Raw genomic sequence first — 15,979 nt, 5'->3', positions numbered from 1 at the left:
TGACCGGAGGGCACCGGCCGAGCGGGGCGGGCCGGTGGGATATGTGGCTGGCGCGCCCGGGACGCGGCAGCGGAATTCGCAGCGATGCGCAATGTACGGGGAGTTGATGATGACGCAGTTCAGCAGGACGGCGTTGCCGTTCGTTCGGCAGCGGACGCAGGGCGCGGGCGGCGGCGGTGTGAGCGCTGTGGACGGGGCCGGTGACGCGATTCAGGCCCTGGCGTCCGGTGACAGGGAGAGGCGTCGGCGCAGTCGACGGCAGATCCTGACGGCCGCAGGGACGGCGGTGGCCTGTGCGGTGGGCTTCGCGTGGTTGGCGAGTGCCGGCGGGCAGCGGATCGAGGTGCTGGCGCTGGCCAGGCCGGTGGAGGCCGGGCAGGTGATCGCGGCGTCCGATCTGACCCGAGTGCTGGTACCGCCCGGCAGCGGCGTCGCAGTGCTGCCGGCAGCACAGGAGGAGCGAGTGGTCGGTCAGCGGGCGGCGCAGTCGCTGTGGGCTGGGGCGCTACTGGCGCCGCAGGCGCTGAGCAGCGGTGATCCGGGTGCAGGGAACGGGGTGCTGGCGCTGGAGGTGAAGGAGGGTCGCTTTCCGCCGACCCTGGCGGCCGGGCAGTCGGTGGCCGTCTACGACGCAGGCTCGGATGGTACGGAGGGCATGGCCCCCGCCTCACAAGCCGGCTCAACGCCTGCCGGTTCTGCTGCCGCGGCGGGTCCGGTGTTGGCGACGGTGCTGTCGGTCGGTGCGGCGAGTGCGGGGGAGGGCGGGGCGGTGGTCGTGGTGCGGACGGGCTCGGCCGGAGCGGCCCGCTTGGCGGTGGCGGGGGATCCGTCGCTGGTGCAGGTCTCGGCGGGCGGGCGGTGAGCGGACGATGGCACTGATCGCGGTGGTGAGTGCGAAGGGTGGGGCTGGGGTGTCCACGGTCGCGCTCGCTCTGGCCGGGGCATGGCGTCCGGGGACGGCGAAGCCGCTGCTGGTGGAGGCCGATCCCGGCGGCGGTGACCTGTTGGTCAACTTCCAGTTGGAGGACGGTCCGGGGCTGGTGTCGCTGGCTTCGGCAGCGCGGCGCTCGGGGCTGGACGCGGCACTGGTGGCCGCACACTCACGCCCACTCCACCGGGGAGCGCGAGTGGTCCCCGCGCCGGTGAGCGCGGAGCGGACCGGGGCGGTCCTGGACCTTCTGGCACCGCTGTGGGCGGATGCGGATCTGGACGGGGAGTACGTGGTCGCCGATGTGGGCCGCCGGTTGGACATGGTCTCCGGCAGGGAACTGCTGGCGCGGGCAGACGTGGCGGTGATGGTGTCGGGCGGCTCGGCTGCGGCGCTCGCGCACACCGGTCACGCGATCCGCAAGGTGGAGGGGCAGCTCAAGTCCGTGGTCGTGGCCGTGTCCGGGCACAGCGAGCACAGCCGTGAGGAGATCGCGACCGCGCTGGGGGTCGAGGCGGTGGTGATGGTGCCGCGCGACGAGGTCAGCGCGGCGGTGCTGCGAGGGGAGCCGGAACCCAGGCGGCGACGCGGTGAGCGGGGTACCTACGAACTGATGCGACATGTCGTCCTACTCGGCGACGTCCTGCGGCCCCATCTGCCCGTGGTCTCGGCGCCGCCGGACCCGGCACCGGTCGAGCCGCCCAGAGGCCGGGTCGATCTCGTGGGCGCCGTCCAGCGCAGCAACTGAGCCCGGACACGGTGGCCGACGAGGGCTGATGAGACGGAAGGGCGCGCCTCAGGCCGCCCGCCCGCCCGACCACACGGACGATGGAGGAGTGAGATGACGCCAGAGGTGTCCCGGGGTTTCTCCGGACTGCGCGATGCGCCCGACCCGGGCCGGCACCGGGCGCGGGGTGACATTCCCGGGCAGGACCTGGAGTGGGAGTTGGCCGCTGAGCTGCGGGAGCGGGTGACGGTTCGGCTGGTCGCCGAGGCGCGGCGGCGGCAGCGGCAGGGGCTCGGGGAACTGCTTGCGCAGGAGCGGCGGGCGGCCGGGCAGCGGATGCTCGGCGAGGAGATTCAGGCCGGCACGGCCGAGCGGTTGCGCCGTGGCGTGCCGCTGCTGGAACCCGAGGCCGAGCAAAGGGTGGTGGCACAGGTGGAGAGCGCGCTGTTCGGAATGGGGGTGCTGGAGCGCTGGTTGGCCGATCCGGAGCTGGAGGACCTGCACGCGATCGGCTGCGACAACGTCTTCGCCCGCTACGCGGACGGCCGCCGGGTGCGGCTGGAGCCCTTGTGCGAGTCCGACGAGGAGCTGGTGGCGCTGCTCCAGCAGTTTGCGGCGACGTCGGGGCAGGAGGAGCGTCGGTTCGACCGGGCGAGTCCGCAGCTGAACCTCCAGCTGCCGGACGGGTCAAGACTGTTCGCACTCATGGCGGTCTCGGAACGGCCGAGTGTGACGGTCCGCAAGCACCGCTTCCCCCGCGCGACTCTGCGTCAGTTGCGCGAGGCGGAGATGTTCGGCCCGGAGATCGAGGACTTCCTGCGGCTGGCGACGCTGGCGCGCAAGAACATCACGATCGCCGGGGGGACGAAGAACGGCAAGACGACGCTGCTGCGGGCGATCGCGGCCGCGATCCCGCCCGAGGAACGGATCGTCACTGTGGAGGACACCTTCGAGATCGGGCTGAACCGCAACGGCGTCCATGCCAACGTCGTGGCCCTGCAGGCGAGGGAGGCGAACCTGGAGGGTGCGGGCGAGGTCACCCAGGCGCAGCTGGTGCGCTGGGGACTGCGGATGTCCCCGGACCGGGTCATCGTGGGTGAGGTGCGCGGCAGTGAGGTGGTGCCGATGTGCAACGCTATGTCGCAGGGCAACGACGGCAGCCTGTCCACGATCCATTCGAGCACCTCGCGCGGGGTGTTCACCAAGTTCGCCTCCTACGCGGCTCAGGGCGCGGAGGGGCTGGACGTGGAGGCGACGAACCTGCTGGTCGCCTCTGCGCTGCACTTCGTGGTCCAGCTCGGCTGGGACAGCGACCGACGGCGCTGCGTGACCTCGATCCGCGAGATCGTCGGCGCGGACGGCAACCAGATCATCTCCAACGAGGTCTACCGCCCCGGTTCGGACCGTCGAGCGGTGTTCGCCTGCCCGTTGCAGCCCGAGACCCAGGACGACTTCGACCTGGCCGCCGTCGAGTACGGTGCCCGCGACCCGGCCGACCGCGGGTCTCGCGCCGACGTCGACCCTTCCTGGGGAGGCGCGGCGTGATGAACCCCTACCTCGGTTGGCCGCTGCTGTGCGGGGCGAGCTTCGGCCTGGCCTGTTACGCCCTGGCCCGTGCCTTGCACGGTGTCGATCCCGCCGCGGTGGCGCAGCCCTCGCGGCTGCGGCGCGGGGCACGGGCCTGGTGGAGGCGTCGCCGCCATCCCGGACGGCGGGCGACAGCCGCGGCCGTCACGGGAATCGCCGGGGTGGCGCTGACGGGGTGGCCGGTGGCGCTGCCGATCGGCGCGGTGGCCGCGTGGACCCTTCCGGACCTACTGGGCCGCGGAGACCAGGAGAAGGAGCAGATCGCCCGTATCGAGGCCCTGGCCGGGTGGGCAGAGCAGCTGCGGGACACCCTGTCGGCCGCCTCGGGCCTTCAACAGGCCCTGCAGGCCACTGCCACCACCGCCCCGGTCGAGATCCGTCCGGACGTGGCGGCGCTGGCGGAGCGGCTGGCCGGCGGGCAGCGGCTGCCTGCAGCGCTGCAGGCGTTCGGTCACGACTTGGACGACCCCCTCGCCGATCTTGTCGTGGTCGCGCTGGTGGGAGCGAGCCGACGTCAGACCGGACGGCTGGCCGACCTGCTGACCGCGCTGGCGTCCTCGACCCGCGCGCACGCGCTGATGCGGACCCGTACCGTCGCCGCCCGCGCCCGCGTCAGGACCTCGGTACGCGTCACCGTCGGTGCGACCCTCGCACTGGCGGGCGGACTGTTCGTTCTCAACCGCCACTACCTCGACCCCTATGGCACTCCGACCGGCCAGGTCGCCGTCACTGTCGTTGCTGCACTGTTCGCGACGGCGTTCTGGTGGCTCGCACGGATCAGCGCCTTCCCCGACCCGCCCCGGCTACTCGCACCGAGGAGTCCTGACCCCACCGATCCGGTCGGTCGGACGGCGGCGGCCGACAAGTCCACGTACGCCCGGGAGGCCGCGTCATGATCCTTGACCTTCTGCTGGGGGGTGGTTTCGGCCTGGGTCTGTGGGCCCTGTGGAACGCCCTTCGACCGCACCGGCCGACCCTGGCCGAGAAGCTCGCCCACGGCGACCGCGGACCCGTGCTCCCTGCCGCGTCTCCTGTGTCCGCGCCGTTCGTGGGGGAGCGCGACGGGGACGGGACGGCAGGCTGGGCGCACCGGCTGGGGCGACCGATGGCACCGCTGCTGGCCGCCGCCGGACTGCCGGGCCGCAGGCTGGCCGGCGACCTGCGCGCCCTGGACGTCCCCGTCGAACGGCACCTCGCCGAGATGGCCGCCGCCGCCGCGGTCGGCCTCACCGCCCCACTGCTCGCAGGACTCGCCCTCGCCGCCAACGGCCGGTCCCTGGGCTGGCTGGTGCCGGTGTGGGCAGCGCTGCTCATGGGCGTCGGCGGGCTGTTCGTCCCCGGCGTGGACGTCCGCCACCGTGCGGCGGTGCTGCGTGCGGACGCGCGCTACGCGCTGTCGCTCTTCCTGGGCACGGCGGTGATCGCACTCTCCGGTGGGGCCGGCGTCCAGCAGGCCCTCGCCCAGGCCGCCGAGGCCGGCCACGGACAGGCCTTCGCCGAGTTCCGGCACGCCATCACCGAGGCACAGATCACCCACACCGCCCCCTGGGGTCCGCTGGGACGCCTCGGACAGCGGTGGGGCATCGGCGAACTGGACGAACTCGCTTCCGCGATCCAGCTCGCGGGAAGCGAGGGCGCGAAGGTCACCGCCTCCTTGACCGTCAAGGCCGAATCGCTGCGCGCCCACCTCCTTGCCGACTCCGAGGCCAAGGCGGGCGCGGCCACCGAGCAGATGAGCCTGCCTGTTGCGCTGCTCTTCGCCGCCTTCCTGGTGTTCGTCTGCTACCCGGCGATCACCAACGCGATGAACCGCCTTTGAGGAGCCCTCAAGTACCAGGTCAACTCCAGGCAAAGCACCAACCCACCGACTGTAAAGGGGCAATCGACCCATGCGTGCCTATGTCGCCGCCACCGCCGCCATCGCCCACACCCTGTGGACAAGGATGCGCGCCCGCCTGTCCGAGCAACCCAGCGACGCCGGGTACACCACCGAGACCGTCATCATCACCGCGCTGCTCGTCCTCATGGCGATCACCGTCATCGCGATCCTCAGCTCCAAGGTCGTCAACCTGGCCAAGGGCATCAACCTCAACCCATGACATCCCCTCCGGCCCCGACGAACACCGACGGAGACGTGCCCCATGCCGCCATCACCAGGAACCCGCGACAGCTGCGCCGAGCTGTCGGCACGGCACCGGTCCGCCCCAGGGCGACGGTTGGCGCGAAGACCCTCGGACCGAGGGTCGGCGACGCCCGAGCTGCTGGTGGCGGTTCCGCTGTTGCTGCTGACGATGTTGGCGGTCGTCCAGTTCGGTGTCGCGCTGCACGCCCAGCAGATCGCCCAGGCGGTCGCCGATCGGGCCCTGGCCGTCGCCAATGCCGAGGGCTCCAGTGCTGCGGCCGGGCAGGCCGAGGCCGCATCCGACCTGAGCCGACTGGCCGGGCGGAACCTCCTGAACACCCGGGCCGCAGTGACCCGAACCGACCAGGAGTCCACGGTCACGATCACCGGCACGGCCACCGAGGTCGTCCCCTTCGTCCACCTGCGTATCCGCGCCCATGCGGCCGGACCTGTCGAACGGATCACCCAGGATGTCAGCGGACCCGGCGGATGACCGCGTCTCTGCCGCACGCCGGCGCAGACGGGGGAGCAGCATGACTGCGTACCACCGGCTGGGAGCGGGGATGTGGACCCACACCGAGGCCGAACGGGGTTCGACGAGCCTGGAGATGGTGCTCGTCGTCCCGCTGCTGGCGCTGGTGCTGACGGTCACCGTCGCACTGGGGGAACTGGTCAACACGCACATGGACGTCGCCGACGCAGCTCAGCAGGCCGCCCGCGCGGCCTCGCTTACGCGCAGTCCCGGAGCGGCGGTGCAGGCGGCCGAGCTCGCCGCCGGGCAGACTCTCGCACAGGCAGGACGCTACTGCCGCAACCTCGCCGTCACCACCGACACCAGCGCCTTCCGGCCCGGCGGAAGCGTCGCAGTCCGCGTTGCCTGCACCACCGACCTGGCCGACCTCGGCTCCATCGTGCCCATCTCCCATACCAGCGCCGGTGACGCGCGCGCCCCGATCGACACCTACCGCAGCGCACTCGACCTGGGAGGCAACCCGTGACATCCTCCGAGTCCCGCCGCCCCGGACCGGCCCCTGCAGGTCGGCGTCCGCGCGATGCGGGCACGGTGACGGCGTTCACCGCCGTCATGGTCGTCGCCCTGCTGGCAGTGACCGGACTGGTCGTCGACGGTGGCCTGGCCCTGACCGCCGAGGTCAAGGCCATGGGCCAGGCCGAGGACGCCGCCCGCGCCGGTGCGCAGGCCATCGACCTCGACCGCCTGCGCACCAGCGGCACCGTCCAACTCTCACCCGCCGCTGCCGGACAGGCTGCCGATGAGTACCTCGCCTCCGAGGGAGCCACCGGCACCGCCCGCGCGACCACCCAGAACGTCGCCGTCACTGTCCATGCCACCATCCACACCACCCTGCTCACCCTCGTCGGCCTGAGCACCCTGACCGTCCAGGCCGACTCCACTGCACACGCCGCCACTACCGGCGTCCGATGAACAGCCGTACCCGACTTCCCTGCGGGCCAGAGCGGTGCCGCCTGGCCAGCCTCGCTCAGGCCGCCGGCTCCGCCACCCTCCTGATCGCCCTGCTTTCCGGACTGCCCTACGTCCTCCGCCACTACGGCGGCTGGCTGCTCTCCGACCGCCTGCCGAGCCTTGAGGACCTGTGGAACACCGTCCAGAGTCCTCCCAGCGTTCCGCTGTTGCTGGAAGCCCTCGTCGTGGCGGGGTGGGTGACCTGGGCAGTCCTGTGCCTCAACACCCTTCTTGAGGGGGCCTGGTGGCTACGGCAGCTGCCGGCCGTCCTGCGCGGCACGGATGTCCGGCTACTCGCTGCTCGGCGCGGCCTCACCGGTGTGCTGATCGCCACTCTGGTCCTGGGCCTGCTCGCAGCGGTGCGCGCAGAACATGTTCCAGCCCTTGCCCCGGGCACTCCGACGCCCGCCGCCTACACCCTGCCTGCCGTCACCGCCCCGTTGACACCTGGCCCGGACTACGGAGCCGATGTGGCGACCTCGACCCAGCGACAGTGGCGACCGCTGGATTCGTCGACCCCGCAGGACTCGGTGTGCACGGTGCGGCACGGCGACACCCTCTGGGACTTGGCCCGCCGCCATCTGGACAACCCTCTGCGCTGGCAGGAGATCTACCGGCTCAACCACGGCCGCGAACAGGCCGACGGCCGCCGACTGACGAACCCCGACCGCATCTACCCCGGCTGGCAACTCGCCCTGCCGGCTGAGAACCTCGGAACCCCCGAACCCACCACGTCACCGCTTGGGCGTGGTGGCGGCGCATGGCCTGCGAGCCCACAGCCCAGGACCGCCTCCGCACCGAGCGCGCCCGCACCCGTCACTGCTACTCCGGTCATCCCCGCACCGATCGCCCCTGCGCCGACAGGTCAGGTGCCGCAGATGTCCTCGCCCGGCCACCCCGACCAGCACAGTCAACCGACCTCCGGGTCTGCGCCGCACGAGTCGGTCGGCCGGCGGCGCCACGGAGTAGAACTGCCCGGCGGCGTCGGCTACATCGACGTTGCCACACTGGCTGCGTTGGGCTCCGCTGCTGCACTACTCGCCCGCCGCCGCCGACGCGACTCGTATCGACCCACCGCTCCAAGGCCCTTGAGGACACCGACACCTGCCGGTCCCGAACAGAACCCGCTGATCCACGGCATACGCCGTCTGGCCCGCGAGTGGGATGAGCCCTTGGTCGGTGACGAGCAGATGCCGCGCGTATCCCTCGGGACGGCGGCGGACGGCACGCTCGCCCTCGCCGATGTTCTGGACCGCTCCCCTGGCGCTCAGTTCGCGCTGACCGGTCCCGGTGCCGACGATGCCGTCCGTGCGCTGTTGGTCTCCGCCCTGACCACGGCGCCCACTGGCCGCGGCGAGCACCTCGTGTTGGCTGCAGCCGAGGCAGAGCGCCTCGTTCCGGCTCTGATCGGCACTCAGCTACTCGGCGTGACCATCGCTGAGACCACCGACGCGGCACTGCAGTACCTGGAAGACCATGCCCTTGACCACGCCCGCGACGGCGACATCGAGACCACGGGCGACGAGGACTCCGGCGGCGTGCCGCGCCTGGTCCTGGTTGCCTCTGGACTCGACCGCCGCCAACAGCACCGCCTGGACCGCATACTGCGCGGCGCAAGCCGGTGCCTGGGTGCCGTCCACCTCGGCCCGACCTCAGACCTGGCCGACTACGAGGTCGCATCCGATGGCACCACCCGTAACCACGACTACTGCCCCGACGACGCCTTCCTGCCACGCTTCTTCCATCTGGCTCAGAACTCCGCCGATATCCTGCTCCGCGTCATCCGAGCTGCACACGTAGCCGCACCGGACAGGAACTGCGAAGAGGGCTATTCTGGAATTCGGGAATCCTCACCTGAGGAGCACGAGGATTCTCATTCAATTCCTGAGGTGGCGCGAAATTCGGCCCCTCCGCCCGAATCGGATCCCGCGCCGGTTGCGATTCCTGTGCAGATTTCGGCCGGGCCCGTCCGGGCGGTCACGGCAACGACCGTCGTCGAGCCACAGCCCACGAACATTGTCACTCCCGCATTGGAGTCGGAGGCCGAGTCGGCGCCCCCTCCGACGGCTGGGCTCCACGTCAGGAGTCGGCCGCTCCGCCTCACTCTGCTCGGTACTGCTGCGATGGACGTGCGCGGTTCCGCGGGCCGACCACTGTCCGGCAGCGTCGGTGAACTCCTGGCGTTCCTGGCCGTCCACGACGCCGGTGCCTCCACCCAACTGATCGCCACCTCTCTGTGGCCGGCACATGCCGCCACCCCCGAGCGCGCACAGGCGAAGTTCGACAACACCAAGGCATACGCCCGACGCCTGCTGCGCGACGCCCTCGGAGCATCTGCTGCGATGCTGTTTGTCCAGAACCCGGTCGGCTGGCGACTCGATCCCCAGCTCATCAGCAGCGATCTGGACGACCTGCGCAGCGCTCTGAAAGTTGCCCACCGGGCCGCTGCCCCTCAGGCGCGACTGGCGGCCTGCCGCCATGCGGCCGACTTGGACACTGGTCCGCTCCTGGGGGCCGATGACGCCGAATGGCTCGACATTCACCGCGAGGACCTGCGACGGCGCCTTCTGGACTGCCTCGACACCCTCGCCTCCGCACCCGGCCAACCGCCGGAGGAAACCCTCCGGCATCTCGGCCACGCCCTGAGCCTGGACACCTGCAACGAACACCTCCATCTGCGCCAGGCCCGCCTCCTTGCCTCCCTCGGCCGCAGCGACGCTGTCCTGCGCACCCTGGAACAGCTCAAACAGCACCTCGGCGAGATCGACGAACGCCCGTCGCCCGCCGTCGTCGTCGAGTTCCGCCGCCTCCTGGACCCCACCATTCGTCCGACGCCTATCCGCCTTACGCCTGAGGCAGTCCCCCGCACACGGCGTTGACAACCACCGTGTGGCGAGCGACCAATGGAGACACCCCCGCTGCTGCGCAGCGACGCGGCGGCAGGAGTGCTGGAGGGGGACGGGTGGCTGGAAAGCCGGACCGGTCGCCCGGAGTAGGTCGATCGGGATACCCCCTCGGGCGGGGGCCGAGGCGCGACGGTCCGTCCCACAGCCCGTCCTGTCTCGGGTGTCCTGTCTCGGGCGTCCCGCAGTCCGTCCCGCTAGAGGCACGACACCCTGTCCGGCATGAGAAGCCGCAGTCCACAGGCCCAGATCGGGAACCGCGAGGTGGTCAGACTCCAATACCGGGATCGGTCCCCACCCGGTCTCTCGCGCACGTGTCGGCCCGTCGGCGGCTGCTGCTTCGGATCCGTCATCCTGCTTTCCTCTCTCTTCCTCGCAGTCTTATGTACGTCTTTCCTTCCTCCCCGGTCGACAGGTCCAGCCCGTGCTCGGCCCAACCCGCACCTCCTGTCGTTTCGCCGGGAGGAGCGGACGCGGGTGGAACGGCGTGGGCAGATGATCACTCCGCGTCCGTCGCCCGCTCACCGCCCGCCGGAGGTGCGCCCCGTTGGCCGGGGCGTCTGGCCGCCCGTCGGAATGATCATGGAGTCAAGCCGGCGGTTTCATGATTGTTGGCATGGGGTGGCGGTTGCGCACGGTCCGGCGATCGGTTGTCGCCCGCCGTGGCGACGACGCTTTGCGTCGAGGAATTCCGGAATTGCATTGCGATGCGTCGCGAATCCGCCGATATTCCAGCGGTTCGGAGCCCCATTTCCGCTCGACTCGTCGGCGGTTGTCGAGCTATCTTTGAAATGTGCCCGGGAATACCGGAAAGCGGAAAGTCCACCGAAAAGGGCACCCCGAGGAACTCTATCCCGGGATTCCCATGCCCGGCGACGGAAGAAAGAGGGACGAAAGTGGAGCGACAGGAATTGCTGAACGCGGTGGAACTTCGGCCCGCGCATGCGGGGCGACGCGCGGAGTTCACCACCATGATCACGTCCGAGATGGCGGCGGGCGGTCACGGGGAACTCGGCAGCGAGGTCACCTTCCGGGGGCGACTGACCCGGGTCCAGAACGGCATGACCGGAGGACGGGGCTGGTCCCGGATCACCCTCGTACCCGAGGACGGCACGCCCCCGCTGACCAGCGTCCTCGGCTCGCACCGCCGGGTGGAGCTCCTCCCTGAGACCGACCGCCGCCGATAGCGCACCGTGTCGGACCCGCCCTGGCGGGTCCGACCGCAACCTCACCCCCCGCACCACCTGCCCGGAGGAGGACCCCCATGGACCCGGACACGATCCTGCGCGCCCTGCGCCAACTGATCGCCCGCATCGACGAGATCGGCCGCGAACCCGAGGCCGACTGGTCCGGCGTGGCCACCGAAGCCCTGGAGGGCATCGAAGCCCTCGACGACTGGCTGACCCGGGGCGGACACCCGCCCACCGCCTGGACCACCCAACGCTGACGTGACCCAACCCGCCACCCCGCTGCCCGGCCCGAACGCCTCCCGAAGCTGAGAAGGAGCACCGCCATGGCCCGCACACCCGACGTCGAGGTCTACATCTGCCGCCACGCCAGCAGCGGCACCACCGCCCACGGCTGCGACCCCCTGATCGCGCTCCTCCTGGCCAGGGCCGGGTTCTGGCGAGAGGACTTCTTCGGCACGGTGTTCCACCGCCTGCCCTACGACCTGCGCCCGGGCAGCGAGAACGCGATGGCAACCGACGCCGCCCGCATGATCCGTGCCGCCCACTACACCGTCCACCTCGCCCCCGACCTCGACCAGGAAGCCGACCCCGCACTACGCGACACCGCCCCCGAAACCTGCCCGATCCACCCCCGCCAGCCCCAGTCCTGGCCGGAGGACTGACCTTCCCTCCAACTCCGGGGCGGCAGCACCCTGCCGCCCCGGCCCCACCCACCCCTCGAATTCCTGAAGGAGCCCTCCCGTGACCAACGACCCCGACATCCTCGACCTCCGTCCGTACGCAGCCGACGCGATGCCCGCCGATTGGGCCCACGTGACCGCAACACGGGTCGACCGCACCGCAGGTGGTGCGTTCACCGCCCGCCCCCACCCCTGGGGACGGCTACTGCAACCTGGCGAGGTCGGCCTGGCCTGGGGACCGGCCGCCACCGCCGGAACCCCGGTCCAGTTGTGGCTGGGCAGCGCCCACGACCCGATGCCGATCATCGACACCGTGTGGCCCGGCAATTGGCTGGAGCGGCTGCGGCCGACCGCCGAGCGCGCGCTGCGCCTGGCCGCACTGGCGGTCGAGCTCGCCACCTGCGACCCCGACCCCGAACCCCTCGGCGAACTTGCCCTCCTCATTGCGACGGGTGTCCTGCGCCCAGGCGACGTTCTGTCCCTCGCCGCCCAGCGAGAGCGCGATGGCGTCCACCTCGGCCTCGTCACCTCCTGCGGCCGAATCTTGCTGCCCGACGGCACCCTTCACCCCACCACCGTCAAGGCCGCCGCCCACGCCGATCTCGACCCTGCAGTCTGACCCACTCTCACACCGGTGTTGCCCCGCGATGGGGCGACACCGCCACCACATCGGAAGGCACACCATGACGATCGACCCCGCCCAGCCTCGGCCCACCACTACCCCGGACCCGGTGACCACCCCCGGGCGCCACCTGCTGCATCGGCGGCTGGGCGTTGCCCGCCCACGTGACCTCCTCGCCGCCGCCCGCGCCGACGGCCGCCCCGGCCCGGTGCTGATCTCTGCGCAGATCACCGATACGGTCAGTCGCCTGGACGCCACCGCCAGCACCCTCGCCTGCAAGATCGCCATCCTGCGCGAGCACGCCAAATGCCTCGCAGACGGAGGCCGCGTCAGCCCTCACCCCGCCTCCAACACGATGGCCGTCCTCGGTGCCGAGATCGACATGTGCCTGCACCACCAGGAACTCCTGAGCGAGACCCTCGGCGCCCAGATCGACACCTACACCCACCTCACCGCCCCGGCCGCTCCGGTCGCCGTGCGGCCCGAACTTGGCATCGACTCCGTACCGACCCGTCGCCTGTCACGAGTGCGCGGCACCAGCGGACGGTGCTCCTGCGCCTGCGCGAACGGCGGCTGGTGCGGCGGCTGCGGCCACGCCGGATGCGTCCGCCGCACCTGATTTCCTATGGAGGATGTTGTGTCAACCTGTGGAGCGTTTGACGCTTTGCAGGTTCGGCGCGGAGGCTTGTGGCAGGGGAGGGTCGCCTCGTCCTGCACGTCCCGCGCGGACCTGCTGAGGGGCCTTCCCCGCTTTCTTCTCGCGTTTGGTGTTGCGGCGGCGGGCGCGGACTTCCTCAGGAACGGTCCAGCTTCGGGCGATCAGTTCCTTGGCCTGGGCCGGGGTGACGGGGTGCCCGTCGGGGTCGCAGATCACGTAGGGCATCTGGCGTTCCATCGTGGTCCACAGGCGTTCGGCGAGGTGGGCGGCGGTGACGCACAGGGCCTTGATATGCGGGGCTCCGCGCTCGACCATCTGGGTGTAGTAGACCTTCGCGAGCTGCGGGTCCTGTTTGCGGGCCATGTCGGCGGCCCGAACCAGGGTGGAGCGCAGGAGTTGCGGGCCGGCCTTGGTCATCGACTGGCCCTTGCGGTCGGTGTCACCGGTCTGCGAAACGCGTGGGGCCAGGCCGGTGTAGGACTTGAACTTCCCCGCGGTGCGGAAGCGGTGCGGGTCGCCGATCGCAGCGGTGACCGCCGGTGCGCCGATGACGCCCAGGCCCGGCAGCGTCGCAGCGAGTCGGCGGGGGTCGGTGAACTGGTAGGCCAGGTCCCGGGCAGCGGCATGGTGGCCGGTCTCGGTGTCCAGGGCGCGGATCCGGCGGACCTCGGTGGCGATTTCCTCGGCCAGGTCGGTGAAGGGCATGCCGGTGTAGCCGGCGTAGACCTCCAGGGAGACGCGGGCCGCGTGCAGCCACTCCGCGGCACGCTCGGCGCCCTGGTGGCTGTGCGAGACACGGTGGATCAGGGCGGTCAGACGGGCCGGGCCGAGGCGGACCAGGGCATGCGGGTCCGCGTAGTGCTCCAGCACAGCCAGGTCGGCGACGCCGAGGTCGGCGTGCAGCGGGGAGTCAGGCATGATCTGGCGGACCAGGTCGCGCAGGCGGACCTTGTGCTCGGCGCCCTCGCGGGTGAGCCGGTCCACCGCGCGGACCCGGCGGTCCAGCGCGGCAGGGGCCGCGGCGGGCAGCACCAGCGGGTGCACGCCGGCGGGGTCCGCGAGGGGGATGCGGGCCAGGGCCTCGGCGTCGATGCCGTTGGTCTTGGTGTGGCGGGCGTAGAACTTCCGCAGGTCGTGGGCCTTCGCGGACGACACCCGCAGGACCTGGTGGCCGTGTCCGATGAAGAACGCCGCCAGTGGGAGCCACGCGGGGCCTGTCGGCTCGATGACCACGACCAGGCGGGCATCGGGGGCCGCTCCGTTCAGGGCCTGCTGTTCGAGCCAGCCCATGGACTGGGCGGTGGGTCGGCACGAGCGTCGCATCAGCGGCCGCCCGCCGCTGTCCAGGACCGCCGCCACGTGCTTAGTGGCGATTCCCAGGTCGACCCCCATGAGCCTGGGGGGCTTCCCCCCGAGTGGTGAACATCGGTTTTGTGGGGTTATGCGGTGAGTGTCAGGCTACCTGACTGGAGTTCGTGCTGACGCTCGTACTCGACTGGGCTGAGTTGCCCGTTTGCCCGGTGGCGCCGCCAGGTGTTGTACCGGTTGATCCAGTAGAAGACCTGGCTGCGGCAGGCGGCGGCTCCCGGCCAGCGCCGGGCACCCTTGAGGATCTCCCGCTTCAGGGAGGCGTGGAACGATTCGCAGGCGGCGTTGTCGGCGCTGGTGCCGACCGCGCCCATGGACTGGGTGACGCCCAACTTGCCGCACAGGTCGGCATACTGGCGGCTGCTGTACTGGGCTCCGTGGTCGGAGTGGAAGATCGCGTCGTCCAGGCCGCCGCGGGTGGACGCGGCCATCGCGAGGGCGTCGGCGACCAGGTCCGTGCGCATGTGGTCGGCGATCGACCAGCCGATCACTCTCCTGCTGAAGCAGTCCAGCACCGTTGCCAGATAAAGGAATTCGCCGTCCCCGACCGGCAGGTAGGTGATGTCGCCCATCAGCTTGGTTCCTGGCAGATCGGCGTTGAAGTCCCGGTTGAACAGGTCCGCCACCGGCGTCGCCGAGGGGTCGGGCACCGTGGTGCGGACCTTTTTGCGCAGGTGGGTGCCGACGATGCTGAACTTGCTCATCACGCGCGCCACCTTCTTCTCGTTGACGAGCAGGCCGCGGGACCGCAGCTCGGCGGTGACGCGCGGTGAGCCGTAGGCGTGGTCGGAGTCGCTGTGTATCCTGCGGATCTCGGAGGCGAGCGCAGAGTCCGCCTCGGCTCGGGCCAGGCGGGCCGGCGCGGTCCGGCGCCACTTGTAGTACGTCGAGGCCGACAGTTCCATCGCCTCCAGCAGCCGCTTGGCCTCGAAGGCCTCTCGGTGGTCCTCAACAAACTGGAAGCGGTGCGTCACCAGTTCGTCTCTGCGCAAAAATACTTCGTCGCCCTCCTCAGGATGTCCCGCTCGACGCCGAGGGTGTCCTTGTCCTTGCGCAGCGTGCCGTTCTCCGCGCGCAGGGCCGCGTTCTCCGCCTCCAGCCGTGCGATCCGCTCCTCGGGCGTGTTCGCAGCCGCGGCGACAGGCGGCACGATGCCGTCGGGGCCCGGGGCGGCACCCTCGGCCCGCACCCACTGCCGCACCGTCTCCGCGTGGACCCCCAGATCCCACCCGACCTGCGCATACGTGAGCCTGGGGTCGGAGCGGTACAGCCCCACCGCGTCAGCCCGGAACTCCGCCGAATAGTGCCTGTGCACCATGAGTGCCATCTCTTCCTCTGGATCCACGAGATCCAGTGTCCGCGATGTTCACCTATTGGGGGGAATGCCCTGGTTTCCATCGTCGCGCCTCCGTTTCACGGGCAAGAGAGATCCCACGACGGCTTCGGCGATGGTCCCACCACGGCGGCCGAAGACCGCCGGTGGCACCGGCGTCGAGCTGCGGCACCCACTCATGTGCTGCAACCGGGCCAGACCCGAAGCTCGGACCTGCCCACTTTCCTCATGCGGGGCATCCACGGCCGGGGCCGGTGACGGCAATCAGGCGTACGGGGCCCGGCACCCACAGGCACCGACCCAGACCCCTATCTCTCCGCCGCTACACCGAACCCGTCGGGGCTTCCAGTGGAACCCCGAGGACCCGAGGGGATCAAA

Annotated in this window: 17 protein-coding genes; 15 read left to right on the top strand and 2 right to left on the bottom strand. The window is 70.9% G+C overall.

Translation table 11 applies throughout. The annotated features are described in order from the left end of the window. Positions 1–43: 43 nt before the first annotated feature. The 15 genes from BS75_RS44220 (at position 44) to BS75_RS12815 (ending at position 12,861) form a co-directional block, all read left to right on the top strand. On the top strand, positions 44–862 hold the full coding sequence (locus BS75_RS44220; protein ID WP_156164249.1) for an SAF domain-containing protein: 819 nt from the start codon (positions 44–46) through the stop codon (positions 860–862). Positions 863–869: 7 nt separating this feature from the next. After that, entirely contained in the window at positions 870–1,676 is an 807-nt protein-coding gene (locus BS75_RS12880) for a P-loop NTPase family protein (RefSeq protein ID WP_052069380.1), read from the top strand. A gap of 93 nt (positions 1,677–1,769) precedes the next feature. Continuing rightward, the gene (locus tag BS75_RS12875) at positions 1,770–3,200 is read left to right on the top strand and encodes a CpaF family protein (RefSeq protein WP_081982281.1); all 1,431 of its coding nucleotides are present in this window, start codon (positions 1,770–1,772) and stop codon (positions 3,198–3,200) included. Then, entirely contained in the window at positions 3,200–4,138 is a 939-nt protein-coding gene (locus BS75_RS12870; RefSeq protein ID WP_052069379.1) for a type II secretion system F family protein, read from the top strand. Before BS75_RS12875 ends, BS75_RS12870 begins: the two co-directional genes overlap by 1 nt. Further along, positions 4,135–5,061, top strand: coding sequence for a type II secretion system F family protein (locus BS75_RS12865; RefSeq protein WP_034088323.1), 927 nt, complete (start codon positions 4,135–4,137; stop codon positions 5,059–5,061). Before BS75_RS12870 ends, BS75_RS12865 begins: the two co-directional genes overlap by 4 nt. 70 nt (positions 5,062–5,131) lie before the next feature. After that, positions 5,132–5,341 (top strand): hypothetical protein, encoded by a 210-nt coding sequence (locus BS75_RS12860; RefSeq protein ID WP_034088322.1) that lies wholly within the window; start codon positions 5,132–5,134, stop codon positions 5,339–5,341. 117 nt (positions 5,342–5,458) lie between these two features. Then, complete coding sequence (locus tag BS75_RS12855; protein ID WP_034088321.1) at positions 5,459–5,857, top strand: TadE/TadG family type IV pilus assembly protein; 399 nt, start codon at positions 5,459–5,461, stop codon at positions 5,855–5,857. Positions 5,858–5,897: 40 nt separating this feature from the next. Beyond that, positions 5,898–6,362, top strand: coding sequence for a TadE/TadG family type IV pilus assembly protein (locus tag BS75_RS12850; RefSeq protein WP_160312311.1), 465 nt, complete (start codon positions 5,898–5,900; stop codon positions 6,360–6,362). Continuing rightward, positions 6,359–6,808 carry a hypothetical protein gene (locus BS75_RS12845; RefSeq protein WP_042440185.1) on the top strand — a complete coding sequence of 150 codons (450 nt, stop codon included), beginning with the start codon at positions 6,359–6,361 and terminating at the stop codon, positions 6,806–6,808. The genes BS75_RS12850 and BS75_RS12845 overlap by 4 nt, the downstream gene beginning before the upstream one ends. Continuing rightward, on the top strand, positions 6,805–9,726 hold the full coding sequence (locus BS75_RS46365) for a LysM peptidoglycan-binding domain-containing protein (protein WP_081982278.1): 2,922 nt from the start codon (positions 6,805–6,807) through the stop codon (positions 9,724–9,726). Before BS75_RS12845 ends, BS75_RS46365 begins: the two co-directional genes overlap by 4 nt. A gap of 995 nt (positions 9,727–10,721) precedes the next feature. Then, positions 10,722–10,937 carry a hypothetical protein gene (locus BS75_RS12835; protein WP_152646216.1) on the top strand — a complete coding sequence of 72 codons (216 nt, stop codon included), beginning with the start codon at positions 10,722–10,724 and terminating at the stop codon, positions 10,935–10,937. A gap of 77 nt (positions 10,938–11,014) precedes the next feature. After that, positions 11,015–11,197, top strand: a complete 183-nt coding sequence (locus BS75_RS12830) for a hypothetical protein (RefSeq protein WP_034088317.1) — start codon at positions 11,015–11,017, stop codon at positions 11,195–11,197. Positions 11,198–11,263: 66 nt separating this feature from the next. After that, on the top strand, positions 11,264–11,602 hold the full coding sequence (locus BS75_RS12825; RefSeq protein ID WP_034088316.1) for a hypothetical protein: 339 nt from the start codon (positions 11,264–11,266) through the stop codon (positions 11,600–11,602). A gap of 79 nt (positions 11,603–11,681) precedes the next feature. Then, on the top strand, positions 11,682–12,239 hold the full coding sequence (locus BS75_RS12820; protein WP_034088315.1) for a hypothetical protein: 558 nt from the start codon (positions 11,682–11,684) through the stop codon (positions 12,237–12,239). A 64-nt stretch (positions 12,240–12,303) separates the two neighbouring features. Continuing rightward, positions 12,304–12,861, top strand: coding sequence for a hypothetical protein (locus tag BS75_RS12815; protein WP_034088314.1), 558 nt, complete (start codon positions 12,304–12,306; stop codon positions 12,859–12,861). A 21-nt stretch (positions 12,862–12,882) separates the two neighbouring features. Here the strand turns inward: BS75_RS12815 and BS75_RS12810 are convergent, their stop codons facing one another. Together BS75_RS12810 and BS75_RS12805 are read right to left on the bottom strand one after the other, a co-directional pair. Beyond that, positions 12,883–14,292 carry an IS110 family RNA-guided transposase gene (locus BS75_RS12810; RefSeq protein ID WP_034088313.1) on the bottom strand — a complete coding sequence of 470 codons (1,410 nt, stop codon included), beginning with the start codon at positions 14,290–14,292 and terminating at the stop codon, positions 12,883–12,885. 47 nt (positions 14,293–14,339) lie between these two features. Next, positions 14,340–15,586, bottom strand: a protein-coding gene (locus tag BS75_RS12805; protein WP_152646220.1) for an IS3 family transposase whose coding sequence is annotated in 2 segments (ribosomal slippage) — positions 14,340–15,259 and positions 15,259–15,586 — 1,248 coding nt in all. Because the reading frame shifts where the segments join, the coding sequence is not laid out codon by codon here. Between the last annotated feature and the right edge of the window lie 393 nt (positions 15,587–15,979).

It is taken from the genome of Streptacidiphilus albus JL83, from assembly GCF_000744705.1.
Classification (GTDB): domain Bacteria; phylum Actinomycetota; class Actinomycetes; order Streptomycetales; family Streptomycetaceae; genus Streptacidiphilus; species Streptacidiphilus albus.
The sequence above is the reverse complement of the archived record's forward strand: the minus strand, read 5'-3'. Positions and strand labels throughout refer to the sequence as shown.